Here is a 25011-nt window from a genome sequence, read left to right on the forward strand (position 1 = left end):
ACGATGCTCTCACTGGTGGTGGGCACCGGTCGCTGTGGTTCGACACTGGTCCAGGAGCTGCTCTCCCGGCATCCAGCGGTCGGCTTCGTCTCCGGTCTGGACGACAAACTGGCCCGGCTCAACCCGAAGGGCAGGTTCAACGGCCCGCTCTACCGGCGTTCGGCGCCGCGCCCGGCGGGGATGACCTCGCTGCGGCACAGTCGACGGTTGCTGGAGCGGGGCCGGCTCCGGGTCGCGCCGTCGGAGGCGTACCACCTGCTCGACCGGCAGGTCCTGGCCGGCTTCTCCCGACCGTGTCGGGACCTGGTCGCCGAGGACCTGACCCCGTTCGTGGCCCGGCGGTTGCGGGCCTTCTTCGACGAGCGGATCGCCCGGCAGGGCTGTCAGCAGTTGGTGCAGCACGTCACCGGGTGGCCGCGGACCGGCTTGCTGCACGCCGCGTACCCGGAGCTGCGGGTGGTCAACGTGGTGCGCGACGGCCGGGCGGTGGCCAACTCGTGGCTCCAGATGGGCTGGTGGGACGGCTGGCGCGGGCCGGACAACTGGATCTACGGCCCGCTCCCGTCCGACCTTCGGGAGGAGTGGGCCGAATCCGGTCGCTCCTTCCAGGTACTCGCCGCGCTGGGCTGGAAGATGCTGATGGACGCCTTCGCGCAGGCCCGACTGCGTCACCCGGCCGACCAGTGGCTGGACGTGCGCTACGAGGACCTGGTCGAGCAACCGCGCGAGCAGGTCGGCCGGATGCTCGACTTCCTCGGTCTGGGCTGGTCGACGGCCTTCGAGAAGGGCTTCTCCCGGTACGACTTCACAGTGGGCCGGGCGGAGGCGTACCGGGACGAACTCAGCCCGGCACAGCTCGCCGCGATCGAACGGGTGCTGGAGAAGTCCCTGGCCGAGTGGGGCTACCCGGTCTACGGAACGCTGCAGGAGTAGAGAGCAGCCGTCAGCATGCCGACCGTTCCGGTGACCGGTGTCGACGTCCAGCCGCCGGGGCCGTTCGCGACCAGGTTGAAGGTGCCGGTTCCGATGCCCAGCAACCCGCCGGGGACGGTGACCGAGGTGGCGCTGGGGCCGAGAGTCCCGCCGCCGGTGAAGCCGCCCGACAGCGACCACGTGAAGCCGCTGCGGGTCAGGCCGCCGACCGGCAGGGTCCAGGTGAAGGTCGGCGGGTTGAGCAGGCCTGCCGTGCACTGCAGGTTGGTCGGTGGGTTGACCGTGCCGGCCTGCAGCGAACCGCGACCGTACTCGGTGTCGGTCCAGGCGGCCAGCGTCGACTGCGGCGGTGCCAGCACGACGGCGGTGCCGGCGAGCAGCAGGGTTGCGGCACCCGCGAGCCAGCGCCGCCGGACGTGGCCGGCTCGCTCCCGAGCCGGCAGAGACCGCACGCGGAGGCGCCTCACGGCCGCCCCACCCTGATCCGGCGCGCGGCGCGCATCAGCAGCAGACCGGTGGCGAGCGCACCGCCCCCGGCCAGCAGAGGTGTCAACAGGTTGGTCCCGGTGCGCGGAAGCGGGCCGACAGTGCCGCCCGCCGATGCGCTGTCGCCGAATCCGGTCGCCGTGACGACCAGGTCCGCCGACCCCGAGGCCACCGCGTTGGCGAGCAGACTCGCCGTGACGAGCACCCAACGCTGCTGATCGGCGCGCATCGAGCTGATCGTGACCGGGTGCGCGGCCAGCCTGGTGGCGGGACCGTCGGCGAGGACCTGCTCACCCTGGCCGGTCGGGCAGGCACCCTTCACCCAGCGGATGGCACAGACGGCGACCATCACCTGGAGTCCGTCCGGACGGACGGCGAGAGGGCCCAGCGCGGACAGCGAGATGGTCACCTCGCCGGGCTGCTCCGCGTGCGCCGAGACGCCCACCTGCCAGGGCACGGGCTGCTCCGGCGCCAGGTTCGCCATGCGATCGTCGTCGCCGATCGAGACCAGCGTGAGGTACCTGCTCCGAATGACCTCCTCGGTGGTGTCCGCGCGGGCCTGACCGGGCGTCGCCAGTACCGCGGCGGCAACGCCCGGCAGCACCGCCAGCACGACCAACATGCGTCCCACTGTCGAGTCGCCACGCGGTCCCGTGCCGCTCGGCTGGGTGCCGACCTCCGGGGCTGCCCCCACCTCGTCGGGTACCGCCGAATCCGGTCGCCGACGGCGCCACGCGCGCTGTCGTCGGGTCCCCGGCTCGCCCCCGCGCGGCCAGAACGCCCAGGTGACGATCGCGGCTGCCCCGACCGTGATGAGACTCGTGGCGTAGACGTTCGACACGGCTCGCACCGCGTACCCGAGCCTGGGCACCGACCACTGCACGAGCCGCACGTGGCTCACCGCGTACGGCGCGGCGTCGTTCGACTGGTTCGCGTCCCCCCGCAGGGTGAGCAGGCGGGTGGCCCCACCGCCGTTGGCGATGTCGAGCACCCGGTGGGTGATCGGTGGCAGCGGCGTGCGGTCGACGGTGACGACGTCTCCCACGTGGACCTCGGACGCGGGGATCTCCCGCACCACGGCCAGTGACCCGGCCGGGATGGTGGGGCTCATCGACCCGGTCTTGAACAGGATGAGCGAGATGTCGAAGAAGAACGCCAGCGGGACGAGGACGACGCAGGCCGTCCCACCGACGGCGAGCACTGTCAGCACCAGGTCGCCGACCCGGGCGAGGGTGCCGTGCCGTCGACGTTCGCGTCCCACCATCTGCAGATCCCTCACGTAGACGTGGCAGTGAATTCCCAGGTGACCACCCCGGTCGTGCCCTGGTACGCGTTGCTGGCGCCGGACTGGACCCGGACCTCGAAGCAGAACCTCAGCTGCGGCGTCGCGCCGGCCGGCACGGTGATGGGGGAGGACACCGGTGAGCCGGGCACCGCGGTGATGGCGGAGTAGCCGGGCCCGACGATCCAGGTGGGTGAACCGGAGAAGGCGGCGGCGGCACACGTGGTGCTGGTCGTGGGGGTCCGCACGGCCCGGTACTCGAGCGCGGGCAGCAGGGCGCCGGAGTTGTTCGACGAACTCGTCAGCGCGACCGCGCCGCCGACATTCGTCGTCGAGGTCGTCCGGATGTCGAGGAAGGCGTAGAACGACACCGAGGGGGACATCGCCGTCGCGTTGAACGCCAGCGTCGCGGCGTTCGCGACCGGGGTGTGGCTGGCCCAACTACTGGAGGCGGTCTGCGATTCGGTGCCGAAGACGCTCGCGCCGAACGACCCGGTGCCGTACTCGCTGTCGGTCCACGCGGCGAGCGTGGACGTCGTTCCCAGGCCGAGAACGAGGGCGCCAGCGAGTACGGCACGGGTCCGGCGAAGCCGTGGTGTTCCGGCCGGCGTCCGACGGTTGACCACGGCCATCACCTAGACGGACTCGGCCAACAGTTGCCAGGTTTCCGTGACCGATGTGCCCTGCACCAGGGTGCCTCCCGCGTTGACGACGAAGCAGAGGTTCACCGGCGCGCCGGGCGTCGTGGGGGGAGTGCCCTGCGTCAGGTTGAACGGCACCGCGCCGGCCACCGAGTTGAGCGGGGTGCCCTGCGCCACGATCCAGGTCGGGGTGGTGGGTGTCGCGCTGCAGTCGGCGAAGGCCGGGACGGTCGCGATGCCGTAGGTGAGGCCGACGAAGCCGGCCGGGGCGGGGGTCGCTGACGCCACGGTGACTGTCGCGTCGTACGTCGTGGCCGCTGTCAGTCGGACGGCGAACGGCGCCGCGACCACGTCACCGGGGCTGATGTCGTCGAAGCCGGTGCTGAAGGTCAACGCGGCCGCGGTGCCGGCGGTGGGGTGCTCGGCGTAGGTGGTGCCGTTGGTGCTGCCCTCCATGCTGAAGGTGCCCGCCGTGAACGTGCCCGTGGCGTACTCCGAGTCGTTCCAGGCGGCGAGGGTGATCGTCGCACCGAGGCCGAGGACGATCCCTCCGGCCAGGATGGCCTTCAGCTTGCGAGAGCGGCCTCGACTGCTCGGTTTGTCCACTGCCGTCCCTGTCGGTTCAGTCAATTTGTCCTCCTCGGTGCAACGCGGTTGGTTGTCGTGGGCCGATGCCAGCGGCGCAAGGATCACGATAAACACCCAAAACAGTGCAAAACGCCCAAAGCGGTTAAGTGACCACGGGAGGGTGCAGATGGGCAGGGAGTGCACCGATCGGCACTATCGACGGACGTCACGGGGCAGCTAATCTTTGGCCCCACCCCATCGATGTGAGGAGATGCGATGGCGCGCCGTACCGGCCGACCCTCCTACCAGCTGGACAAGGCCGATGTGCGGCACCGCCGCACAGTGCGCTTCGTGGCCGTCGCGGGCGTGATCGCACTGGTCACCGCGTTGCTCGGCGGGTTGATCGGCTACCAGTTGGGCCGTCCGGACGCGACCGAGGCGACCATCGCGAGCATCAAGCAGGACGAGGCGAAGCGGGACGCTCAGCAGATCGTGGAGCTGATCGAGACGGCCCGACGCGTCCGCGACCAGGTCGCCCCGGTGCTGGCCGCCATCAAGACGGAGACGACGGCCGGACGTGCGCCGGACCCGGCGCAGGCGCGCCAGTGGCAGGGGGTCATGCGCCAGGCGGCGGAGCCGTTCGCCGAGCCGCCGTCGGGGACCACCGCCACCAACGTGGCGCGCGGAGGCCTGCGCGGAGCGGTCGAGCAGGCGTCGCTGGCCGTCGACGCCTACGCGCTGGCGGCCGGCGTTCCAGCGGCGCAACGGGCGGCCCTGCTGGACGTCACCGCGCGGCAGGCCGCCGAGGCCGCGACGATCTGGTCGGTCGCGGCGACCCAGCTCGATCAGATCAGCGTCGACTCGGGCCAGGGCCACCAGCATGTGTTCCTGGACACAGACCCCCACGAAGGAGCCCTCACCCCGGACGGAGCGGCCGAGGGAACCGGTGGCTGAGGCCCCTTGCGGGGCAAGTGTCGGGTTTGTTGACGGAGGGCGCCTTGCCGGGTCCGCCGAGCGGTCACGGCGTGATCTGGGGGTGACGCGCCAGATCGGGTACGGTCGCTTACTGCAAAGTCTATGAACCAGATTGGCTTTCTGTGAATTGGAAGCCGAATCGGAGGGGCACAGCCGTGAGGTTCCCAAGCGTCGTCCGTCAGGCCGGCCTCGTCGTGGCCGTCACCGCCCTCGCGCTGACCGCGGGTTGCGCGAAGAAGGACGACAGCGAGGTCCAGGCGAGCGGGGTCAAGCTGGTCACGGCCGGCAAACTGACCGTCTGCACCCACCTGCCGTACCCGCCGTTCCAGTCCAAAGACGCCAGCGGCAAGGTGACCGGCTTCGACGTCGAGATCATGGACCTGGTCGCCAAGGAACTCGGCGTCGAGCAGACGATCGTCGACACCCCGTTCGAGGGGATCAAGTCCGGTCAGGACCTCAACACCGGCAAGTGCGACGCGGCTGCCGCCGGCATGACCATCACCGAGGAGCGGAAGAAGGTCATCGACTTCTCCGACCCGTACTTCGACGCCACCCAGGCGATGCTGGTGAAGACCGGCAAGACGTACAAGTCCCTCGACGACCTCAAGGGCAAGAAGCTCGGCGTCCAGGCGGCCACCACGGGTCGTGACTACGCCAAGAAGCTCGAGGCGGAGAAGGGCCTGAAGCTCGTCGAGTTCGAGGACCTCGCCGCCCTCCAGCAGGCCGTCGCCAACGGCCAGGTCGAGGCCGCCATCAACGACCTGCCGGTCTGGACCGAGTACCTCAAGAAGAACCCGGGTGGGTTCGAGGTGGCCGCCGAGTTCGACACCGGCGAGCAGTACGGCTTCCCCGTGAAGAAGGACGCCAACCCGGAGTTGCTCAAGAAGATCAACGAGGTGCTGGCCAAGGCCAGGCAGGACGGCACGTACAACACGATCTACGAGAAGTGGATCGGCAAGCAGCCGAGCGCCTGAGCGCCACGCAGTACCGGAGGGCGCGCGTCCCGCGCGCCCTCCGACGTCGGTAACCTCCGGGAAGGCAACGAGCGAACGTGAAGCTGCGACGCCGCCAGCGGGAGCGGCTGTCCCTCGGGCTCCAGTACCTGGTCTTCATCGCCATCATCGCCACGGTGCTCGTCGCCGCGGACTGGGACAGGTTGGCCGACGCGTTCTTCCGCGTCGACATCATCAAGTCGATGTTCCCGACGATCATCACCGTCGCGCTGCGCAACACCATCCTCTACACGCTGGGCGCGTTCGCCTTCGGCCTCGTGTTCGGGACGATCCTGGCGCTGATGCGCCTGTCCCGGGTGGCGCCGTACCGCTGGGCGGCGACGGCGTACATCGAGCTGTTCCGGGGTCTGCCCGCGCTGCTGGTGCTCTTCCTCGTCGGGTACGGCATCCCGATCGCCTTCCCGGAGCGCGAGATTCCGGGCGGGGTGTTCGGTTCGATAGCGATCGGCCTCGGGTTGACCGCCGCGGCGTACATGGCGGAGACGATCCGGGCCGGCATCCAGGCCGTGCCGAAGGGGCAGATGGAGGCGGCGCGGACCCTCGGCATGTCGCACTTCACCGCCATGCGCACGATCGTCATCCCGCAGGCGTTCCGGATCGTGATCCCACCGCTGACGAACGAGCTCATCCTGCTCACCAAGGACTCGTCGCTGGCGTACGTGCTCGGGGTGACGGCGCAGACGATCGAGATCACCAAGTTCGGCCGGGACATGCTCAACGACCGGGTGAACGCGACCCCGCTGCTGGTGGCCGGCCTCGCCTACCTGGTGATCACCCTGCCGCTGTCGCAGGTGGTACGACGCCTCGAACTCCGCTACGCCAAGGCTCGGTGACCCCGATGACGACCACCCCATCCCGTCCCGCCGTGGAGATCCGCGACCTGCACAAGTCCTTCGGGCCGCTCAAGGTGCTCAAGGGCATCGACTTCGAGGTCGGCCAGGGCGAGGTGGTCTGCGTCATCGGTCCGTCCGGTTCCGGCAAGTCGACCCTGCTGCGCTGCGTCGATCTGCTGGAGGAGCCGACCGCCGGCAAGATCTGGGTGAACGGGGTCGAGATGACCGACCCGGACGTCGAGATCGACGCGGTCCGCCGCGGCATCGGCATGGTGTTCCAGTCGTTCAACCTGTTTCCGCACCTGACCGTCCTGAACAACCTCACCATCGCCCAGCGCCGGGTGCTCCGGCGAGGTCGGGCCGAAGCCGAGCGGATCGCACGGGCCAACCTGGAGCGCGTCGGGCTGACCGACAAGGCCGACGCCTTCCCGGCGCAGCTCTCCGGGGGGCAGCAGCAGCGGGCGGCGATCGCCCGGTCGCTGTCGATGGAGCCGAAGCTGATGCTCTTCGACGAGCCGACCTCCGCGCTCGACCCGGAACTCGTCGGCGACGTGCTCACCGTCATGCGCAAGCTGGCCGAGGACGGTATGACGATGATGGTGGTCACCCACGAGATGGCGTTCGCCCGCGATGTCGCCGACCGGGTCGTCTTCATGGACGGCGGCGTGGTGGTCGAGCAGGGGCCGCCGCAGGAGGTGCTGGGCGCGCCGAAGCACGAACGGACCCGCGCGTTCCTCTCCCGGGTCCTCGACCCGACCCACGTCGCGCAGCTCGGCCAGCCGGACCAGTCGCCCGCGTCGCCGCAGACCCCCAGCCTGCCGGCGGACGACCGCCACCACCTCTGACCACATCTGCCGTACGTCCTCCGCGCCGGGTTGCCTCATCCGAGGGGCAGCCCGGCGTCGTTCTGTGCGCCCTGCGTTGACGGCGCGGGCGGCGGTGTCCGCCCGCCACTGACCAGTCTGAGGACCTGACTGTCGACGGCCTGCGTGTCAGCTTCATGTCAATCGACGGACGTCGTGATGTCAAGGTAATCTTTTTGCAATCAGAGCTGTACTTTCGTCGATGGATTACATAAGTTGCTGTTATCCATCGAAAGTTCTGAGTCTTCCGAGCCAAGTCCGCGACGAGCCTCACCCTCAGTCGTGCCACCGCCCCGTGCTCGGCGGTCGATGCACTCTGCCCTCGTCGCGTCTTCGCCCGGTCGGGAACGGAGACCCATGGACGATCACGTTGGTGGCCCTCACCGCCACCTGTCCCGCAGATCGCTGATCGCCACCGGCGCGCTCGCCGCCGGGGCGTTGGGCGCGTCCGCCCCAACGATCGGCACCGCGTTCGGCGGCAGCCCCGCCCGGGCCGCCGCCGGTGTCACCAAGAAGATCACCATCTACGCCGAGCAGTTGCCCGGCAACCTGTTCGGGTACGGCCTGGCGCCTGGTCAGGCCACCGTTCCGGGTCCGATCCTGGAGATGTACGAGGGTGACACGCTGGAGATCACCCTGGTCAACACCACCAACCAGCGGCTGTCCATCCATCCGCACGGGGTGGACTACAGCACCGAGTCCGACGGCAGCCCGTTCAACGCCTCGTTCAACAACCCGGGTGAGACGCGGACGTACGTCTGGCGCTCACACGAGATGGTGGCCGCGGCGGGTCGGCGGTACATGCCGGGCAGCGCCGGCTACTGGCACTACCACGATCACGCGATGGGCACCGACCACGGCACCGGCGGTGTCGCGAAGGGACTGTACGGCGCGCTGATCGTCCGGCGACGTGGCGACATCCTGCCGTCGAAGCAGTTCACTGCGGTGTTCCACGACATGATGATCAACAACAAGATGGCTCCGGCGACGCCGATGTTCGAGGCGAACCTGGGCGAGCGCGTCGAGTGGATCGCCATCGGCCACGGCAACCTGTTCCACACCTTCCACCTGCACGCGCACCGCTGGGCGGACAACCGCACCGGGATGTTGGAGGGGCCGAGCGACCCGAGCCTGGTGGTCGACAACAAGGACCTCAACCCCGGCAGCTCGTTCGGTTTCCAGGTGCTGGCCGGGGAGGGCGTCGGACCCGGCGCGTGGATGTACCACTGCCACGTGCAGACGCACTCCGACGGCGGCATGGCCGGGATCTTCCTGGTGCGCAACGCCGACGGCAGCATGCCGCCGGGCGCCGAGGAGGCGATCCACCGGTTCCAGGGCCACACCCACACGCACGGAAGCTGACCGAACCGAAAGTGGGGACGGGCATGACGAGAAAACTACGACGAACCCTTGCCGCGGTAGCGGCCTTGGCGACACTGCTCCCGGCGACGACGGCGGCCGCGGCCGCACCACGAACGGCGGCCGCCCCGCAGGCGGCGACGCCGCAGAGGACCGCGGTCCTGGTATTCCACGGCCCGGTGGCCGAGCAACAGGACCCGGTGTCGCGCGCGGTGGACACCATCAAACAGCTTGGTGCCGGTCATGACATCGATGTCACGGCCACCACGGACCCGGGCGCCTTCACCGCAGCCGGGCTGTCCGCGTACCGCAGCGTGGTCTTCCTCTCCGCGGCGGGCGCCGCGCTGAACCGCGACCAGGAGTCGGCGCTCCAGAGCTACGTCAAGGCCGGCGGCGGGTTCGTCGGCATCGCCGACGCCGCCCGCGCCCAGGTCGACTCCACCTGGTTCACCGGGCTGATCGGCACCCGCCCGGCCGGCGCCATCCCGGTCGCCGAGCCGGTGACCCGGGTGACCGCCAGCGGCGAGAACCCGCCCAACGAGACCAAGGAGAAGCTGACCGACGGCGACGCCAACACGAAGTGGCTGGTCCGCACCCCGACCGCCTGGGTGGCGTACGAGTTGAGCGCACCGAAGAAGATCACCGGGTACGCGCTCACGTCGGCAAACGACTCCGCCGGACGGGACCCGAAGGACTGGACCCTGCAGGGCTCCAGCGACGGTCAGAGCTGGACCGACCTGGACCGCCGCACCGGGCAGACCTTCCCGGACCGCTTCCAGACCCGCCGGTTCGACATCGCCACGCCGCAGGAGTTCACGCGCTACCGGCTCAACGTCACCGCGAACAGCGGTGAACCCCTGGTCCAGCTCGCCGACCTGCGCCTGTTCACCGGCAGCACCACCGCTCCGGAGCCGCCCGCGGTGAACCGCGCGGTGGTGAACATCCTGGACCGCAAGCACCCGGCCACCGCGTCGCTGCCGCTGACCATCACCCGGTCGGACCGCTGGGAGAACTGGGACCCGAACCCGATCGGCACGGTGCACACCCTCGCCCAGGTCGAGGAGCGGCACTACAACCCGGGCGCGGCCGCCAACGGCGCCTTCCACCCGGTGTCCTGGTGCCGGGACTACGACGGCGGCCGGTCGTTCTACACCGGCATGGGCCACACCGAGGGCAGCTACGGCGAGGAGGCGTTCCGCACGCACCTCACCGGCGCTCTCAACTGGACCACCGGTCGGGTACGCGGCGACTGCCAGGCCACCATCGCCGCGAACTACAAGGTGGAGCGACTCACCGCCGCCAACCAGACCGGGCAGCTGGACCAGATCGGCGAGCCGCACGGGCTCACCATCGCGCCGGACGGCACTGTCTTCTACGTCGGCAAGGCTGCCTGCCCGAGCGGCCCCATCGCGGACTGGAACAACCCGAAGGTGGGCCTGGGCTGCGGCACCATCCACTCCTGGGACCCGCGCACCAAGCAGGTCAAGCTGCTCACCACCCTGGAGGTGATGGGCAACCGGGGCAGCGGCTCCGAGTTGGTCAAGAACGAGGAGGGTCTGCTCGGCATCGTGCCCGACCCCGCGTTCGCCGAGAACGGCTGGCTCTACGTCTACTGGATGCCGCACGACTCGGTCGACCGGGTGAAGCGGGTCGGTCAGCGGACCGTCTCGCGGTTCACCTACGACCGCCAGGCGCAGACCGTCGACCAGGCCACCCGCAAGGACCTGTTGCAGTTCCCGGTGCAGATCCACAGCTGCTGCCACGCCGGCGGTGGCATGGCGTTCGACGCCAAGGGCAACCTCTACGTCGGCTCCGGCGACAACAACTCCTCGGAGGGGTCGCAGGGCTACGCCGGCAACAACTGGACCGAGGAGTACCAGGGCATCTCGTTCCAGGACGCCCGTCGCACGTCGGGTAACACCAACGACCTCGCCGGCAAGATCATCCGGATTCACCCGGAGCCGGACGGCACGTACACCATCCCGGAGGGCAACCTGTTCCCACCGGGCACCGAGAAGACCCGGCCCGAGATCTACGTGATGGGCGTGCGCAACATCGCCCGTCTCCAGATCGACCCGGTGCACCAGTGGCTGACCGCTGGCTGGGTCGGCCCGGACGCCTCGTCGCCCAGCCCGACCCTGGGCCCGGCGAAGTACGAGACGGCCACCATCATCACCTCCGCCGGTAACCAGGGCTGGCCGTACTGCATGGGCAACCGGCAGCCGTACCGTGACCGCAGCAACACCGACGCGACAGTGCTGACCGGCTGGTACGACTGCGACAACCTGAAGAACACCTCGCCGCGCAACACCGGACTGGAGGACATCCCGGCGGCCCGGGACAACATGATCTGGTATTCGCCGGACGGTGGCGGCCCGGTGTTCCCGAAGCGGACCGACGGCAGCGGCCTGCCGACCTACGTGGCGGCCGACGCCACCTACACGCAGCCGTACCTGCGCGGCGGCGGGCAGGCCATCATGTCCGGCCCGACGTACCACCGGAACCTCGTCGACACCGCCAGCGGCGTGGCGTGGCCGGAGCACTGGGACGGCAAGTGGTTCATCGGCGACCAGTCGAACGCCGCCAACCGGGTCGCGGTCACCGTCGACCCGGCCGGCGTGCCGCAGGCCGCCCCACCGGTGTACGCCGAGTCGCTGCGGGCCATCATCCCCGGTGGCAACGGCGACACCCGGTTGCAGAGCTGGATGGACGCGAAGTTCGGCCCGGACGGCGCGCTCTACCTGCTCGACTACGGCGGCGGCTTCTTCAGCCTGCACGCGAACCAGAAGCTGATCCGGGTCACCTACACCGGCGGGGCGCCCACCCCGGCACCGGCGGCGACCTCGGTCGCCGTGCAGAACAAGCCGCTGACCATCGCCTTCACCGGTTCCCGCTCCGGCGGTGTGAGCCACCGCTGGGAGTTCGGCGACGGCGCCACGTCGACCGAGGCGGACCCCCGGCACACGTACGCCACTGTCGGCACCTACACCGCGAAGCTGACCGTCACGTACGCCGACGGTCAGACGGCGACGGTGCAGACCACTGTGACGGTGGGCTGCGCGGTGCCCGACGACCGGTCGACGGTATGGCTCGGCGACACCGACACCGGGGTGCCCAGTCGCACGGTCGGGCAGGGCTGCACGGCCAACGACCTGATCGACGACGAGAGCACCTGGACCGACCACAACGGTTTCGTCCGGCACGTCACGGCGGTCGCCCGCGTCTTGCAGGACGATGATCTGCTCAGCACCCGTGAAGCGGGCACCCTCACCCGTCTGGCCGCCGCGTCGGAGATCGGCCGGGACGGGCACACCGGGTACGAGCCGCTCTTCGACGGCACCGCCGAGTCGCTGCGCGGTTGGCAGCAGGCGCCGTCGGGCCAGTTCGACATCCAGCCGGACGGGTCGCTGCGCTCCAGCGGTGGCCTGGGCATGCTCTGGCACACCAAGGAGTTGGGCGACTTCTCGCTGAAGTTGCAGTTCCGGGACATCGCCCCAGGCACCGGCCGGGCCAACACCGGAGTCTTCATCCGGTTCCCGGACCTGCGAACGCCCCTGGACCAGCGGCCACCGGACAGCTGCGGCACTGTCGGATCGGCGCGGACCTCGCCGGCCTGGATGGCGATCTACTGCGGACACGAGATCCAGATCTACGACGGTGACACCGGTGAGCCGCAGAAGACCGGCTCGGTCTACAACTTCGACCCGGTGCCGCTGGCCCAGGCCGGCGTGACGCCGAAGAACGAGTGGAACGACTACGAAATCCGCGCCGTCGGGCAGCACTACACGATGATCCGCAACGGCGTGGTGATCAACGAATTCGACAACACGCCGGGCAAGCAGTCGTCGCGAGCCGGCGACCCGCCGACCGACCTGCGGCAGTTCCTGCGCGGCTTCATCGGCCTGCAGAACCACGGTGACAACGACCTGACCGAGTTCCGCAACATCCGTGCGCGAGAACTCTAGGAGTGACGATGACCCGACGACTGACGGCCGCGCTGGCGGCGTTCCTGCTCACGGTGATCCCGTTGGCAGTGACGCCCGCCTCCGCCGCCCCGCGCGTCGCCGCCGACCAGGTGTTGACCTGGACCGCCGACGACAGCATCACCCGATACAGGTCCGCGCCCACCACGGCGGTGGCCGGAGCGACCACGATCATCTGGGAGAACAGCGCGGCCACCGGCAACACCACCGGGATGCCGCACACCCTGACCTTCGACACCAGCACCGAGGGCTACAACCACGACGTCACACTCAATATCCTGGCCAGCCCGTTCGACGCCAACGACGGCCGCCACCAGGCGACTGTGACGCTGACCCCGGGCCGGTACCGGTACTTCTGCTCGATCCCCGGCCACAGCTCCATGGTCGGTGAACTGGTGGTCACCGAGGGCGGTGGCGGTGGCGACACCACCGCGCCGACAGTGACCGCCGCGGTCTCCGGCGACCAGGACCAGGACGGCAACTACGTCGGCGCGGCCACTGTGACAGTGACGGCCACCGACGCCGACTCGGGGGTCCAGACCGTCGAGTACCAGGTCGACGACACCAGCTTCCTGCCGTACACCGAGCCGGTGCGGGTGACAGCGATCGGCGACCACGCGGTGCAGTTCCGCGCCACCGACCAGGCCGGCAACACCAGCGCCGTCGGCTCGGTGGCGTTCCGGATCGTCGAGCCGGGGGAGGAGGACACCACAGCGCCGGTGGTCACGGCCGCGCTGGCCGGCGACCGCGACGGCGACGGCAACTACATCGGTACGGCCACCGCCACGCTGACCGCCACCGACAGCGGATCCGGTGTCGCCACCATCGAGTACGCCCTGGACGGGGCGGCCTTCACCGCGTACGCGAACCCGATCGTGGTGAACACGGCCGGGATGCACATGCTGCACTACCGGGCCACCGACGTCGCCGGGAACACCTCGGCGGAGCAGATGTCCCACTTCACCGTCGTCGAGCCGCCGGCCGAGGACACGACTCCACCCACCGTCGCCGCCACCGTGGCCGGTGACCGGAACGACGACGGCGGGTACGTCGGCGGCGCGACCGTCACCGTCACGGCCAGCGACACCGAGTCGGGCGTGGCGACGATCGAGTACGCGCTCGACACGGGAGGCTGGACGGCGTACGCCGCTCCGGTCGCCGTCCGCGCACCCGGCGCGCACACAGTCCGGTACCGGGCGACCGACGCGGCGGGGAACTCCTCCACCGAGCAGTCGACGTCGTTCACAGTGGTGGCCGACAGCACCGACCGCTGCCCCGACTCGGACACCCGGGCCACTGTGGTCATCGACGGTGGCGACACCGGCGTGCCCAACGTGGACACCGGTGACGGCTGCACCATCAACGATCTGATCGACGAACACGCCGACTACCCCGGCCACGCCGAATTCGTCCGACACGTCGAAGCGGTCACCGCCGCACTCGTGACCGGCGGCACGCTCGACCGGCGGCAGCAGGGCGCCATCGTCCGGGCCGCGGCCCGATCGGACGTCGGCGCATGAGTCCTCGAACCTCACCGACAGGGAGTACCACGATGCCCGGACGTACCGTCGCCAAGCTCGCCACCGTGAGCGCCGTGATCGCGGCCTCGGTGCTGGCCGTGGCGCCCACCGCACACGCCGACCTGGTCACCCACTGCATCGGCACCGGCGGCGCGGTGACCGTGCCCAACGACCTGCTCGTGCCCGCCGGCGAGTCCTGCGCGCTCACCGGCACCACGATCACCGGCAACGTCACCGTCGCGGCCGGCGGCAACCTGGTGGTGACCGGTGGCCGGGTCAGCGGTGAGGTACGCGTCGCCGCCGACGGCTACCTCGACGCGACCGAGACGACAGTCGACGGCCAGGTGGTGCTCGCCGCCGGGGGGTACGGCATCTTCCTGAAGGACGCCCGCACTGGCACTGTCACCGTACGGCCGAAGGGCTCCACGACCATCGACAGCTTCCTGTTCGCCGAGGCGTCGACGGTCACCGGGCACGTCAACGTCGGCGCCGGCGAGGTCCGGCTGGAGCGGGGCACCCAGGTGCAGCGCAACCTCAGCAGCACCGGCACCTACTACACCGACCTGCACGACTCGTTCGTCGACGGCACGCTGTCGGTGCTCAACAGCGCCACCGGCAGCGTCGTGTGTGGCAGCGCCGTCCAGGGCCGGGCCACCTTCGCCGGCAACCTGGGCGGTGTGCAGCTCGGCCCGAACGGTGCCCTCGACAGCTGCGCCTCCGGCGGTTACTGGGGCGGGGACGTGAGCATCACCAGCACCACCGGTGGTGTCACGGTGGACGACAACATCATCAACGGCCAGTTGACCGTCACCGGCAACGACCCGGTCGCCCAGGTGGCCGCCAACAACCGCATCCGCGGCGGCGTGACCGGTGACCAGGCGGCGGCGACCACCAACCGGGCGGCGCGGGTGGCCTCTCCGGACCGGGAGGACGCCGGCGACCAGCGGGCCGAGGTCCGTCGTACCTCGGCGGTGCAGGAGGCCGCTGCGGCGGGCGCGGCGAAGCTCTAACTGATCGACGCAACGGCGGCCGGTCACCCGCTAGGTGATCGGCCGCCGCCGCCGTACCGGGTCCGACCCGTCGCGGCGGCCTTGGCGTAATGCCGACGCAGACGAGTAAGTGCCTCCTGCCGTCGGTCAATACAAGCCAAGTGAACGCTTACTCCCGTGGCGGGGAAATGAGCCAGGCCAGGGGCTGTCCGCTGAGGGCGGCGTCGGCAATGCGGTGGGCGCTGGCGGTCTTCAGGGCGGCTCGTGAGCTGTCGATCCAGCACTGGACTTTGTCGACGCCTTGGTGGCGGTACTCGACGGCTTGGACGAGGCATTCCAGCTTGTCAGCGTCGCCGGCGACGACAGCTTCTCGTGTCTCGCCGGCTTCATGTGTCGGCGTGGGAGGTGGCGCCGCGTGTGAGGGGTTATGAGGCGACAGGCAGGCCGGTAGCGTTGGGTGGCACGGCGGCCTGGGCGCCGGCGATGCGTCCTGCGCTGTGAGGAGGCCCACGATGGATTCCTTGCCGGAGTTGACTTTCGGGCAGCGGTTGAAGGCCTACCGGGAGAGGTCCGGCAAGACCCGCGCGGTGCTTGGCGGCCTGGTCGGTCGCAGCGCCGAGTGGGTCAAGGCGGTGGAGACCGATCGGATCCTGCCGCCGCGCATCCACATGCTGGACCGGATCGCGCGTGCTCTGAAGGTTGAGGTGTCTGCCCTTGCCGGCGAGTTGGGGGCCCGGTCCGCTGTGGTTAACGGGCCGGAGCACCCGGCGCTGCCGTCCGTCCGGGACGCGGTCAACCACTTCGCACTTTCCGACGATGTTTCCCCGGAGCCGTTGACGAGCCTGAGGGACCGGCTTGCGATGGCATGGCGTGCGCGTCATCAGGCGTCGGACCACCGCACCGTGCTGGGCGGGTTGTTGCCGGGGCTGCTGCGCGACGTGCAGCGTGCCGCATTGGCATACGAGGGTAATGAGCGTCGACAGGCTCAGGCCTTGTTGGCGGAGACGTTCGGGCTGGCGCAGATGTTCCTTGCCTATCAACCCGCCGCCGAGTTGTTGTGGCGGGTCGCGGACCGGGCGATGGTGGCGGCGCAGGAGTCCGGCGACCCGGAGGCGGTGGCGAGCGCGGGGTGGTTCCTGTGCCAGGTGCATCGGGATGCCGGTGACTGGGACACCGCGATGTCGGTGACAGTGGACCTCCTGTCGGCGCTGGAGTCGCGTGCGGCCGAAGGGAACACGAACCTGTTGGCGCTCTGGGGTGCGTTGAACTTTGAGGCTGCCTACACCGCCGCCCGTGCTGGTGAAGAAGGCCGGGCTTGGCGGTACTGGGATCGCGCGGATCGGGTGGCTCAGCGTTTGCCAACGGGTTTCTATCAGCCGCAGACGTCGTTTTCGCAGGTCATCATGGGCGCTCACGCGGTGACCGTGGCGGTCGAGTTGCAGAAGTCCGGTGAGGCGGTGCGACAGGCACGCCGCCTTGATTCCGCGGCGATCCCGTCGAGGCCGCGCCGGGCACGCCATCTCATCGAGGTCGCGCGGGCGCACTACGGCAAGGACGACAAGGAAGCGGCCGTGTCGACCCTCAGGCAGGCGTACGAGTCGGCACCGGAGACGATTCGCTTCAACGGGTACGCCCGCCAGATCACCTTGGATCTGCTCGACGGCTCGCGTTCCACGCGTGACGACGCCCGAGACCTCGCGCTAAAGGTCGGGTTGCTCTCCTGAGCCAGGGGTAGAAACCCTACCCATTCCGCTCCGATACCCACCGTAGCTTTCTGCTCACGGGATGCGGCGGGCGGTGCGGGTATCGCCTGGTCGCCGCGTCCCCTCAGCGTCGGGGGGCGGGAAGTCGTCCTCGTGCTTGAACGAGGGAGAGTCCGTGCGGCGCGTCTCGTATGACGAATACCTCTCGGCCACCGCGCTGACTCTCGCCCGCAGGCACCGGCCGGTGTGGTCGTGGCGGCTCTGGAGACGCATCTGCCGCTGTGGAGCCGACCTGCCGTGCCGCGCGCGGCACCGGATTCCGATCAGTCGTGCTCACTGGCCGCCGGAAGGTGAGCAGTGAGTAGCCGGCAGCAGAAGGCGATCGTCGCGGTTCGCGTCCGAGAGCTGGACGGCAGGTGTAGCTGCTGCCGGACGTGGCTCACGTCGTACCCCTGCTGGCAGGTCGAATGGGCGACCGGTCGGCGGACGCTGACGAGCATCGCCGGCCTTCTGGCGGGTGCGCGGTGACCGTCCACGGCCCGGTCATGCCGATCTGGAGCTGCGGTGGCTGCGGCCTGCCTTGGCCCTGCACGACCCGCAAGCGCGAGTTGCGCGCGGAGTACGCGGATGCGCCAGTGTCGCTGGCGCTCTATCTCGGGTCCTACCTGGTGCAGGCGACTGAGGACATGCAGTGGACGCCGGCCGGCGTGCTGCACCGCCGGTTCCTCGGATGGACCAGGGATGCGGAGCTGCCGAATCCAGCAGCACCGCAATCCTGCCAGCCCGCCCGAGCCAAGCCCTAGCCGGCGGACGCCCTGGCCGGGCCCGTGTCGCCGCCGCCCGGCCCGTGCTTGCGTAGCGGTGCCGGCGTCGGAAGGTCGGCCTGCTGCGCAGGTAGGTGGTCACGCGAGGTCTCCGGCGTCCGGCTCGGCCTGGTAGCTGAACCGTCCACCGGAGACCTCGCCGCTCTCTGTCGCCGATTGGCGACTGCCTTCAGGCCGGGTCAGCTCAGAAGTTGCCGGCGGAGTTGCACTTGACGCCTTGGTCGAGGCAGTTGCGCACCCGTGCGGCGAGCGCCTCGTCCTTCCATGCGTTGAAGAAGTCCGCGTGCATGGAGAACGACGTGCCGGACGCGAGGGTGATGCCGTCCGTGTTCGCGCTCAACGGGTACGAGATCACGAAGGACACCGACGGAACGGGCACCGGGTGGCTCTTCGGGCAGGCCCCGGTGTGGTCCCCGTTGGCCATGTGCGCCTTGTGGTCGGGGCTGTCCAGGTGCTTGCCGTCCCAGCAGTCCGGGAAGGTGATCTGCCGGACGATGTTCGCGGTCTTGGCGCAGACCGGGAACGTCTTGTCGGCGCTGCGGCCGATCTCGCCGCCGATGCCGGCGCACCAGAAGTGGTTGCCCTGCTTGTCCGGGGTGTCGACCTGGGTCTTGGCGTTACCGGTGATCATTCGTAGGCCGAATGGGAAGGGCTGGGTCCTGCTCGGGTCTTTCAGGCGGGAACCGTAGTAGACGGTCACCTCCTTGGGGTCCACGACCTTGCCGTTCTGGTACATGGTCGGCACCCAGTAGGCGGACTGGTCGTCCGGCGAGTTGCAGGTGGTCGCCGTGGACGCCCGCAGCGATTCGGCTGTCGAGTTGGCGTCGGTCGACTTGTTGCCCCAGAAGGTGTGGTTGTGCGAGCCACCCACCAGCTTCGGCAGGACGATCGGGTCGTCGCTGTTGTGGTGGCTTGTCGTACAGCCGACGTTGAATTCGGGCACCTTGACCGGGTTGCCGGTCACCGGCTTGGGCTTGCGGGCGAAGAACGCCTTCGTCGCGGCGGCCTGCGCGCCAGCGTCGATGGTGATCCAGCCGCCGGATGCGGTGGGCGGGGCGGCGCTGGTCGCCGGCGTTCCGGGCTTGCCCGGCGCGGACGGGGTGGCCGAGGTGCCCGGGGCGCTCGGCGTGGCCGACGGGTCGCCCGGGGCGGTGGCCGTCGGCGCGTCCGGGCCGGACGAGCCGATGCCGGTGTCGCTGGACGGGCCGGACGCGCCGGGGGTTCCCGGCGCCTCCTTGCATCCGCCGGCCAGCGCCAGGCTCACCAGCAGTAGGGCGGTGACGGAACGACGGTGTCGAGGGGTGGATCGGAGATTCATCAACGGGGGCGCACCTTTCTTCCGAGAGGGAAGAATACGAGTGGACCCCCTGCCCGCCTCCAGTTGGAACGATTAATTCTCTCTTAAATAGCGCTCAGCGGTTGCCTGGTCAGCGTTGTGGAGTCGCTGTGATGTCGGCTCGATCTCAATTCTCTGATTTCTCTCGAAAAACCGTAATCGGCGGCTGCGGCATCACTCTGCTTTCTTGAGTGGTCGGCCGTATCGGCTCAGCAGCGGTCGCGTGCCTTGCGCGGGAAGGTCTCCCGCGACACGACCTTCGTTGACCTGCTTCCGTGCGACACCAACACCTGGTCCGGGCCGATCCGTGGCAGGTCCGCGAGGGTGAAGTCCACCGAGCGGGCATCGCGGCGGCTTGACCCGTCGAGGGTGTAGGTGACCCCGGCCCGAAATTCGGTGAGCAACTCGACGTCCACGTCGGAATCAGGGCTGTCGACAGCGTCGGCGACCTCCCAGCCCTCCGGCGGCTGACCCAACAGCGCCACCTCCACGACCTCGCTGGCGGGCGGGCCGCCGATGCTCCACCTGATCAGGGTCCGTTCGCCCGGTTCACCCTGATGGTCGTTCTCGAACACGCGGATATTGGCGTCACTGTCGTCGCAGGTGACCAGTACGCCGATCGGTTGGCCGTCCTGAACGGCGAGAGCGACAATCGGTTCCTCCGCCGGTGAGCAGGCGGTCAGGAGGAGGAGGGGGAGCGGGAGCAGAATCCATGGACGTCGTCTTCCGCGCATGTCGGCAGCCTTCCAGCACAGCATCACGCTTCGATGCCCCGAGGATCACGAAAGGGGTAGCGACCGACGGAACCGGACCGTGCGCGGTGCCGAACCTTTCCACCTTCGTTGGGTGATTTCCGGAAACAGCGCGGGGCGCCGTCTACGCGGAGAGAATTGCCGCCACGGAGCACACGGAAGCCGGGGGACGTTCGATGGTTTTACGGAGGCGTATGGCGCTCGTCGCGGTGGCGGTCGCGGCGACACCGCTGGTCCTCGGTGGGTGCACCACCGAGCGAAAGGCCGCCGTACGTCCCGCCGAGCAGGTGGTGCCCTCGCCCGAGCTGACCGTCACGCCCGCCGATCTCTCCCGGAACGTGCCGCTCAGCGCCGAGGTGGTTCCGCTCGTCACGGGTGGAAAGATCACCGCCGTGCGCATCGTCGACGAGGCGGGCACGGCGGTCGGGGCGCAGCCGCGCGAGGACGGCTCGGCGTGGGTGCCGAGCGCCCCGTTGCGCCCGCAGCACACGTACACCGCGTCGGTGACCGCCACCGGCGACTCCGGGCGGACCACCACCCGCACCAGCAGCTTCACCACCGCGGCGGCGTCGACGAAGCCGCAGGTGAGCAGCACGTTGTACTTCGCCGACAAGCAGACGTACGGCACCGCGATGCCGGTGACCATCGGTTTCGATCCGCCTGTCGCCAGGTCCGCCCGGGCCGACGTGCAACGTCGGTTGTTCGTCACCACGAACCCGCCGCAGCCGGGTGTCTGGTCCTGGGTGGACGACGGCAGCCAGGTCTACTACCGGGCTCCCGACTTCTGGCGACCCGGCACGACCATCAGTGTCCGGGCGGGCCTGACGGGTCTGCCGATCGGGAAGAGCCACGTCGGTGACGCCGACCGCACCGCGACGTCCCGGATCGGACGGCAGGTGTCGCTCGAAGTCGACAACGCCACCAAGCAGATGCGCGTGCTACGGGACGGCAAGCTGATCCGCAGGATCCCGGTCAGCCTCGGCAAGCGCAGCACCCCCACGTCCAGCGGCAAGATGGTGATCATGGAGAAGCACCAGTACACCACGTTCGACACGCGTGGCGAGCCGAACGGCGGCTACGTGGTGAACGTCGAGGACGCGCAACGGCTCACCTGGGGCGGCGAGTTCATCCACGGGGCACCCTGGTCGGTGTCCGATCAGGGACACCGCAACGTCTCGCACGGCTGCACGAACATCTCGGCGGCCAACGCCGACTGGTTGATGGGCGTCACCCGGGTCGGTGACCTGGTCACCTTCACCGGCACCGAGGTCCGGCTCCAGCCGGGCAACGGCTGGACGGCCTGGAACACCAGTTGGGGCCAGTTCATCAAGGGCAGCGCGCTGCCCGTACCCGCGGATCTGCGACCGACCCCGGCGTCGGCGCCGCCGGCCCGTGCGGTCGCCGGTGGCGTGCCGACGCCGGGGCCGTCCGCCTCCGGAGGCTGAACCACCGGGCGCCCGGTGGGCTCTCGCCGCTGGCGCGGCGGCCCTACCCTCCGGGCCATGACGTACGAGCCGACAATGGTTCCCGGCCCGAGGCCCAACCGGACGCTTCGTACGGTCCTGATCGTCGTCGGCGCCCTACTGACGGTGTGCTGCGTCATCGGCACGTGCGTCGGCCTCTGGCTCTACCGCTCGGTCAAGGACACAGTCGAACCGGTCCGGGGGGCCGCGACGGCGTACCTCGACGACGTGCGGGCCGGCAACTACGCGGGCGCGTACGGGCGGCTGTGCGACCGGGTGCGCGACACCATGCCGCAGGAGGACTTCGCCCGGATCCAGAGCGCGCAGTTGAAGATCACCAGTTACGAGATCACCGGCGTGAACGTCAACAACTACAACGGGCGGGTCACCGGGACCGTCCAGGTCGAGGTGGTCCAGGCGGCCACCGGTGCGAGGTTCAGGCAGGGGGTGGCGCTGGTCAAGGAGGACGGCGAGTGGCGCGTCTGCCAGTGAGAGACCGCACCGTCGCCGCGCAGAAGTTGGTGCGCGAGCTACGGTGAACCTGACGCTCACGTGAGGAAGAAGGCTGTGTGGCTGACGTCACCGGCTCGGAGGGAGGGGTCAATGCGGATCGGGGAACTCGCCACGAAGACCGGGGTGTCGGTACGAGCCCTGCGCTACTACGAGGAGCAGGGCCTCCTGACTGCCGCACGGAGCAGTGGCGGTCAGCGCCACTACCTCGACGACGCGATCGACCGGGTCTATCTGATCCAGATGCTGTACGCCGCAGGCCTGTCCAGCCGAACCATCCTGGACCTGCTGCCCTGCGTCGACGCGAAGGTCAACACACCGCAGTCGCGGGCCCTGCTGCGCGCCGAACGCGACCGCATCGATCGGCAGATCACCCAACTCCGGCAGGCGCGCAAGCGGCTCGACGAGGTCATCGCGGACAGCGAGAGCCCAGCCAGCGGATGCACTCATACGGGCACCGACGCCGTGATGGCGTAGCGACACGGCGAGGCCCCGTCGTCACCACCGGCCGCGATCTGCCCTCAGGGCGATCGGTGGCGGCCCAGCAGGGCGTCGCTTGGCGTGTCAAGTTGCTCAGCTGCCAACGATCACGGAATGGGCCAGCTCCGGGATGCCGTAGTGCTGGTCGAGGACCTGCATGGCGGCGCCCGCGGCGATCACGTCCGCGCCGAGGCTGGACAGGGCCACAGTGGTGCTGAGCCAGTCCGCGCGCAGGGTGTCCGCCCCGACCGCCTCGGTGACCACCGCGAGATAGGTCTGCGGATGCCGCAGGAGGTCCGCGCCGGTCAGCACCACGTGGGCGAGGTCGAGGGTCTGGAGCAGGTTGACGACGCCGACGGCCAGCACGCGGGCGGCGTGTGCGATGTCTCCGGCCTCGACGGCGCGGTGGTGCACGATCTCCAGGCACCCGTGCCGGCCACAGACGCAGAGGGGCCCGGTCAGGTCGACGACAGTGTGGCCGAACTCGCCCGCGTTGGTGTGTGCCCCCCGGTGGGCCGCGCCGCCCAGCCAGAAGCCTCCGCCGATGCCCGACTCGACCATGATGAGGGCCGCGTCGCCGAACGTCGCGCCGTGCCGCCAGGCCTCAGCCGTGATCCCCGCGGTGACGTCCTTGTCCAGGTGGACGGGGAGACCGAGGTGTTTCTCGGCGATCTCGCGCAGCGGTACGTCGTGCCAGTGCCGCAGGCCGTGGGCGTCCCGGACCAGGCCGTTGGCGTGGTCGAGTGGGCCGATCATGCCGATGCCCAGCCCGGTGAGCCGGCCCCGCAGGTCGCCGGTGCCGGCCATCGTGTCGATGCCGGCGCTCAGGGCGTCGAGGAGTTGCGCCGGGGTGAAGTCGCGGGGCAGCGGGCTGACCGCCGAGTGGTGCACGGTGCCGGCCAGGTCGACCAGGACGAGCCGCAGCGTGCGTCGGGCCACGTGGGCGCCGATCGCGTACCGGCTGTCCGGGACGAGTTCGTAGACGACAGCGGGCTTGCCGATGCCCGGACGTCGGACGCCGGCGGGGCGGATCAGGCCGTCGGCGGTCAGCCGGGCGATGACCTTGGAGACCGCCTGTGGTGTCAGGCCGGTGGCCTCGACCACCGTCGCGCGCTCGAACGTGCGAGCCGTGCGCCCCACCGCCATCACGAGAGCCTGGTTGTAGCCGCGGAGGAACGTGACGTCGGCAGTGACGCGAGTCATCTCACCACCCTATTACGCAACGCTGTTGCTAAATTTTTTCGGTGATCGAGTTGAGTAGAGGTCGACGGCTGGCGGCGCTTGCCGCTCTGGCACTGGGCGGCGTCGCGGTCGGCCTGACCGAGTTCGTGGCGATGGGGCTGCTGCCCGACATCGCCCGCGGTCTGCTCCCGCACGAGTACGCGCGGTCGTCGTCGGACGCCGTCGCCCGCGCGGGCTGGATGATCACCGCGTACGCGCTCGGTGTGGTCGTCGGCGCGCCGCTGATCGCCGCGTTGAGCGCGCGCCTGCCCCGCAAGAAGCTCGTCCTCGGGCTGCTTGTGATGTTCGCGGTCGGCACTGTCGCGTCCGCGCTCGCCCCCACCTTCGATCTGGTGCTGGTGGCCCGGTTCGTGGCGGCGCTGCCGCACGGCGCGTACTTCGGCGCGGCCGGTCTGCTCGCGGCGACCCTGATGGGCCCCGGTAACGAGGCCCGTGGTTTCGCCACAGTGCTCGGCGGTCTGACAGTGAGCAACCTGGTCGGCGTACCCCTCATCACGCGGCTCGGGCAGACGGTCGACTGGCGGGTCGCGTACCTGGTCATCGCCGGTTTCTTTCTGCTCACCCTGCTGGCGGTGCTGGCGGTCGTTCCGGAGGTCGCCGCGGCGGTCGACGGCTCGCCGGCCGCCGAGCTGCGGGCGCTGCGGACCTCGCAGGTCTGGCTGGTCGCCGCGACCGGCGCTGTCGGCTTCGCCGGCTTCTTCGCGGTGAACACCTACATCGCACCCGTCACCACCGACGTCGCCGGTCTCTCCGCCGCGACGGTGCCGTGGACGTTGGTCGCGGTGGGTCTGGGGATGACCGTCGGCAACGCCCTGGGCGGCTGGCTGGCGGACCGCGACCTCCAGCGGAGCATGGTCATCGGCTTCGTGGCGATGATCGTGAGCATCGCCGTGTTCAGCCTTGTGGCGTCGACGAGCGTGGGCCTGTTCGTGGGCGCGTTCCTGGTCGGTGCGACCAGCCTGTATCTCGGTCCGGTCCTGCAGGCACTTCTGATCACCGTCGCCCCGGGAGCGCAACTGATGGGCGCGGCGGTCAACCAGTCGGCCATGAACATCGCGAACAGCCTGGGCGCCGCACTGGGCAGCGTCGCCATCGCCGCCGGATTCGGCTACCTCGCGCCAGCCCGGGTGGGTGTCGCTCTGGCGGTCGTCGGGTTGATCCTGGGGCTGGTCGGCTTCGCCGTCGGGCGACGAGTGCGCGAGCGGGTCCCGGCGACCGTCTGACGAGTGCGGATCCCGGCCACCGTCTCGACCTGAG

General features: G+C 69.7%; 22 protein-coding genes and 1 pseudogene. 15 read left to right on the forward strand and 8 right to left on the reverse strand.

The genetic code is table 11. From position 1 onward, the window contains the following. Window positions 1-3: 3 nt before the first annotated feature. Window positions 4-933 carry a sulfotransferase gene (locus tag ACGF3C_RS20735; protein WP_357198991.1) on the forward strand — a complete coding sequence of 310 codons (930 nt, stop codon included), beginning with the start codon at window positions 4-6 and terminating at the stop codon, window positions 931-933. On the opposite strand, the gene ACGF3C_RS20740 is transcribed toward ACGF3C_RS20735, so the two are convergent. From ACGF3C_RS20740 to ACGF3C_RS20755, 4 genes are read right to left on the reverse strand one after another with little or no spacing between them, the layout of a single operon-like run. After that, window positions 912-1400 (reverse strand): hypothetical protein, encoded by a 489-nt coding sequence (locus ACGF3C_RS20740; RefSeq protein WP_393224258.1) that lies wholly within the window; start codon window positions 1398-1400, stop codon window positions 912-914. The genes ACGF3C_RS20735 and ACGF3C_RS20740 overlap by 22 nt on opposite strands. Beyond that, the gene (locus ACGF3C_RS20745) at window positions 1397-2683 is read right to left on the reverse strand and encodes a signal peptidase I (protein WP_393224261.1); all 1287 of its coding nucleotides are present in this window, start codon (window positions 2681-2683) and stop codon (window positions 1397-1399) included. Before ACGF3C_RS20745 ends, ACGF3C_RS20740 begins: the two co-directional genes overlap by 4 nt. A gap of 11 nt (window positions 2684-2694) precedes the next feature. Next, on the reverse strand, window positions 2695-3327 hold the full coding sequence (locus tag ACGF3C_RS20750) for a SipW-dependent-type signal peptide-containing protein (RefSeq protein WP_357224129.1): 633 nt from the start codon (window positions 3325-3327) through the stop codon (window positions 2695-2697). A 9-nt stretch (window positions 3328-3336) separates the two neighbouring features. Next, window positions 3337-3972, reverse strand: a complete 636-nt coding sequence (locus ACGF3C_RS20755) for a SipW-dependent-type signal peptide-containing protein (protein ID WP_357224127.1) — start codon at window positions 3970-3972, stop codon at window positions 3337-3339. A 213-nt stretch (window positions 3973-4185) separates the two neighbouring features. Between ACGF3C_RS20755 and ACGF3C_RS20760 the strand changes: the two genes are divergently transcribed. The 8 genes from ACGF3C_RS20760 to ACGF3C_RS20795 all read left to right on the forward strand — a co-directional run bounded on the left by ACGF3C_RS20760 (window position 4186) and on the right by ACGF3C_RS20795 (window position 15465). Then, complete coding sequence (locus ACGF3C_RS20760) at window positions 4186-4863, forward strand: hypothetical protein (protein WP_357224124.1); 678 nt, start codon at window positions 4186-4188, stop codon at window positions 4861-4863. A gap of 176 nt (window positions 4864-5039) precedes the next feature. After that, complete coding sequence (locus ACGF3C_RS20765) at window positions 5040-5858, forward strand: basic amino acid ABC transporter substrate-binding protein (protein WP_357224121.1); 819 nt, start codon at window positions 5040-5042, stop codon at window positions 5856-5858. Between the two features lie 77 nt (window positions 5859-5935). After that, a complete protein-coding gene (locus ACGF3C_RS20770; RefSeq protein ID WP_355008611.1) occupies window positions 5936-6730 on the forward strand; it encodes an amino acid ABC transporter permease in 795 nt (264 codons plus the stop codon). 5 nt (window positions 6731-6735) lie between these two features. Continuing rightward, a complete protein-coding gene (locus ACGF3C_RS20775) occupies window positions 6736-7575 on the forward strand; it encodes an amino acid ABC transporter ATP-binding protein (protein ID WP_357224118.1) in 840 nt (279 codons plus the stop codon). A 375-nt stretch (window positions 7576-7950) separates the two neighbouring features. After that, complete coding sequence (locus ACGF3C_RS20780; protein ID WP_355008615.1) at window positions 7951-8955, forward strand: multicopper oxidase domain-containing protein; 1005 nt, start codon at window positions 7951-7953, stop codon at window positions 8953-8955. A 23-nt stretch (window positions 8956-8978) separates the two neighbouring features. After that, entirely contained in the window at window positions 8979-12917 is a 3939-nt protein-coding gene (locus tag ACGF3C_RS20785; RefSeq protein ID WP_393224268.1) for a ThuA domain-containing protein, read from the forward strand. Between the two features lie 8 nt (window positions 12918-12925). Next, entirely contained in the window at window positions 12926-14455 is a 1530-nt protein-coding gene (locus ACGF3C_RS20790) for an OmpL47-type beta-barrel domain-containing protein (protein ID WP_357234330.1), read from the forward strand. Between the two features lie 32 nt (window positions 14456-14487). Continuing rightward, on the forward strand, window positions 14488-15465 hold the full coding sequence (locus ACGF3C_RS20795) for a hypothetical protein (RefSeq protein ID WP_393224272.1): 978 nt from the start codon (window positions 14488-14490) through the stop codon (window positions 15463-15465). 148 nt (window positions 15466-15613) lie between these two features. On the opposite strand, the pseudogene ACGF3C_RS20800 reads toward ACGF3C_RS20795, so the two are convergent. Further along, a pseudogene (locus ACGF3C_RS20800) lies at window positions 15614-15835 on the reverse strand (hypothetical protein); the annotation flags it as partial. Window positions 15836-15956: 121 nt separating this feature from the next. Here ACGF3C_RS20800 and ACGF3C_RS20805 point away from each other — a divergent pair. Together ACGF3C_RS20805 and ACGF3C_RS20810 are read left to right on the forward strand one after the other, a co-directional pair. Then, the gene (locus ACGF3C_RS20805) at window positions 15957-17168 is read left to right on the forward strand and encodes a helix-turn-helix domain-containing protein (RefSeq protein WP_393224275.1); all 1212 of its coding nucleotides are present in this window, start codon (window positions 15957-15959) and stop codon (window positions 17166-17168) included. Window positions 17169-17671: 503 nt separating this feature from the next. Continuing rightward, window positions 17672-17950 (forward strand): hypothetical protein, encoded by a 279-nt coding sequence (locus ACGF3C_RS20810; RefSeq protein ID WP_393224277.1) that lies wholly within the window; start codon window positions 17672-17674, stop codon window positions 17948-17950. A gap of 205 nt (window positions 17951-18155) precedes the next feature. On the opposite strand, the gene ACGF3C_RS20815 is transcribed toward ACGF3C_RS20810, so the two are convergent. Continuing rightward, entirely contained in the window at window positions 18156-19289 is a 1134-nt protein-coding gene (locus ACGF3C_RS20815) for a DUF1996 domain-containing protein (RefSeq protein ID WP_393224280.1), read from the reverse strand. 227 nt (window positions 19290-19516) lie between these two features. Further along, entirely contained in the window at window positions 19517-20041 is a 525-nt protein-coding gene (locus ACGF3C_RS20820) for a hypothetical protein (RefSeq protein WP_393224282.1), read from the reverse strand. Between the two features lie 212 nt (window positions 20042-20253). Here ACGF3C_RS20820 and ACGF3C_RS20825 point away from each other — a divergent pair, with 212 nt between their 5' ends. From ACGF3C_RS20825 to ACGF3C_RS20835, 3 genes are all read left to right on the forward strand, one after another. Then, window positions 20254-21504: an Ig-like domain-containing protein gene (locus ACGF3C_RS20825; protein WP_393224285.1), complete on the forward strand. Its 1251-nt coding sequence runs from the start codon at window positions 20254-20256 to the stop codon at window positions 21502-21504. Between the two features lie 57 nt (window positions 21505-21561). Continuing rightward, window positions 21562-22014 carry a hypothetical protein gene (locus ACGF3C_RS20830; protein ID WP_393224288.1) on the forward strand — a complete coding sequence of 151 codons (453 nt, stop codon included), beginning with the start codon at window positions 21562-21564 and terminating at the stop codon, window positions 22012-22014. A 111-nt stretch (window positions 22015-22125) separates the two neighbouring features. After that, the gene (locus ACGF3C_RS20835; protein WP_357232170.1) at window positions 22126-22509 is read left to right on the forward strand and encodes a MerR family transcriptional regulator; all 384 of its coding nucleotides are present in this window, start codon (window positions 22126-22128) and stop codon (window positions 22507-22509) included. 96 nt (window positions 22510-22605) lie between these two features. On the opposite strand, the gene ACGF3C_RS20840 is transcribed toward ACGF3C_RS20835, so the two are convergent. Continuing rightward, window positions 22606-23715 (reverse strand): ROK family protein, encoded by a 1110-nt coding sequence (locus tag ACGF3C_RS20840; RefSeq protein WP_393224291.1) that lies wholly within the window; start codon window positions 23713-23715, stop codon window positions 22606-22608. 41 nt (window positions 23716-23756) lie between these two features. On the opposite strand from ACGF3C_RS20840, the gene ACGF3C_RS20845 reads away from it, so the two are divergent. Then, window positions 23757-24977, forward strand: coding sequence for an MFS transporter (locus ACGF3C_RS20845; protein ID WP_357232175.1), 1221 nt, complete (start codon window positions 23757-23759; stop codon window positions 24975-24977). Window positions 24978-25011: the final 34 nt, after the last annotated feature.

Source organism: Micromonospora sp. NPDC047762, from assembly GCF_043204655.1.
Classification (GTDB): Bacteria; Actinomycetota; Actinomycetes; order Mycobacteriales; family Micromonosporaceae; genus Micromonospora.

Bases quoted from the DNA above. Each gene is read 5' to 3' on its own strand.
- ACGF3C_RS20780 (WP_355008615.1), top strand. From the start codon at position 7,951: ATGGACGATCACGTTGGTGGCCCTCACCGCCACCTGTCCCGCAGATCG.
- ACGF3C_RS20835 (WP_357232170.1), top strand. From the start codon at position 22,126: ATGCGGATCGGGGAACTCGCCACGAAGACCGGGGTGTCGGTACGAGCC.
- ACGF3C_RS20790 (WP_357234330.1), top strand. From the start codon at position 12,926: ATGACCCGACGACTGACGGCCGCGCTGGCGGCGTTCCTGCTCACGGTG.
- ACGF3C_RS20825 (WP_393224285.1), top strand. From the start codon at position 20,254: ATGGCGCTCGTCGCGGTGGCGGTCGCGGCGACACCGCTGGTCCTCGGT.
- ACGF3C_RS20840 (WP_393224291.1), bottom strand. From the start codon at position 23,715: ATGACTCGCGTCACTGCCGACGTCACGTTCCTCCGCGGCTACAACCAG.
- ACGF3C_RS20815 (WP_393224280.1), bottom strand. From the start codon at position 19,289: ATGAATCTCCGATCCACCCCTCGACACCGTCGTTCCGTCACCGCCCTA.
- ACGF3C_RS20785 (WP_393224268.1), top strand. From the start codon at position 8,979: ATGACGAGAAAACTACGACGAACCCTTGCCGCGGTAGCGGCCTTGGCG.
- ACGF3C_RS20830 (WP_393224288.1), top strand. From the start codon at position 21,562: ATGACGTACGAGCCGACAATGGTTCCCGGCCCGAGGCCCAACCGGACG.
- ACGF3C_RS20775 (WP_357224118.1), top strand. From the start codon at position 6,736: ATGACGACCACCCCATCCCGTCCCGCCGTGGAGATCCGCGACCTGCAC.
- ACGF3C_RS20805 (WP_393224275.1), top strand. From the start codon at position 15,957: ATGGATTCCTTGCCGGAGTTGACTTTCGGGCAGCGGTTGAAGGCCTAC.
- ACGF3C_RS20760 (WP_357224124.1), top strand. From the start codon at position 4,186: ATGGCGCGCCGTACCGGCCGACCCTCCTACCAGCTGGACAAGGCCGAT.
- ACGF3C_RS20820 (WP_393224282.1), bottom strand. From the start codon at position 20,041: ATGCGCGGAAGACGACGTCCATGGATTCTGCTCCCGCTCCCCCTCCTC.
- ACGF3C_RS20735 (WP_357198991.1), top strand. From the start codon at position 4: ATGCTCTCACTGGTGGTGGGCACCGGTCGCTGTGGTTCGACACTGGTC.
- ACGF3C_RS20745 (WP_393224261.1), bottom strand. From the start codon at position 2,683: ATGGTGGGACGCGAACGTCGACGGCACGGCACCCTCGCCCGGGTCGGC.
- ACGF3C_RS20795 (WP_393224272.1), top strand. From the start codon at position 14,488: ATGCCCGGACGTACCGTCGCCAAGCTCGCCACCGTGAGCGCCGTGATC.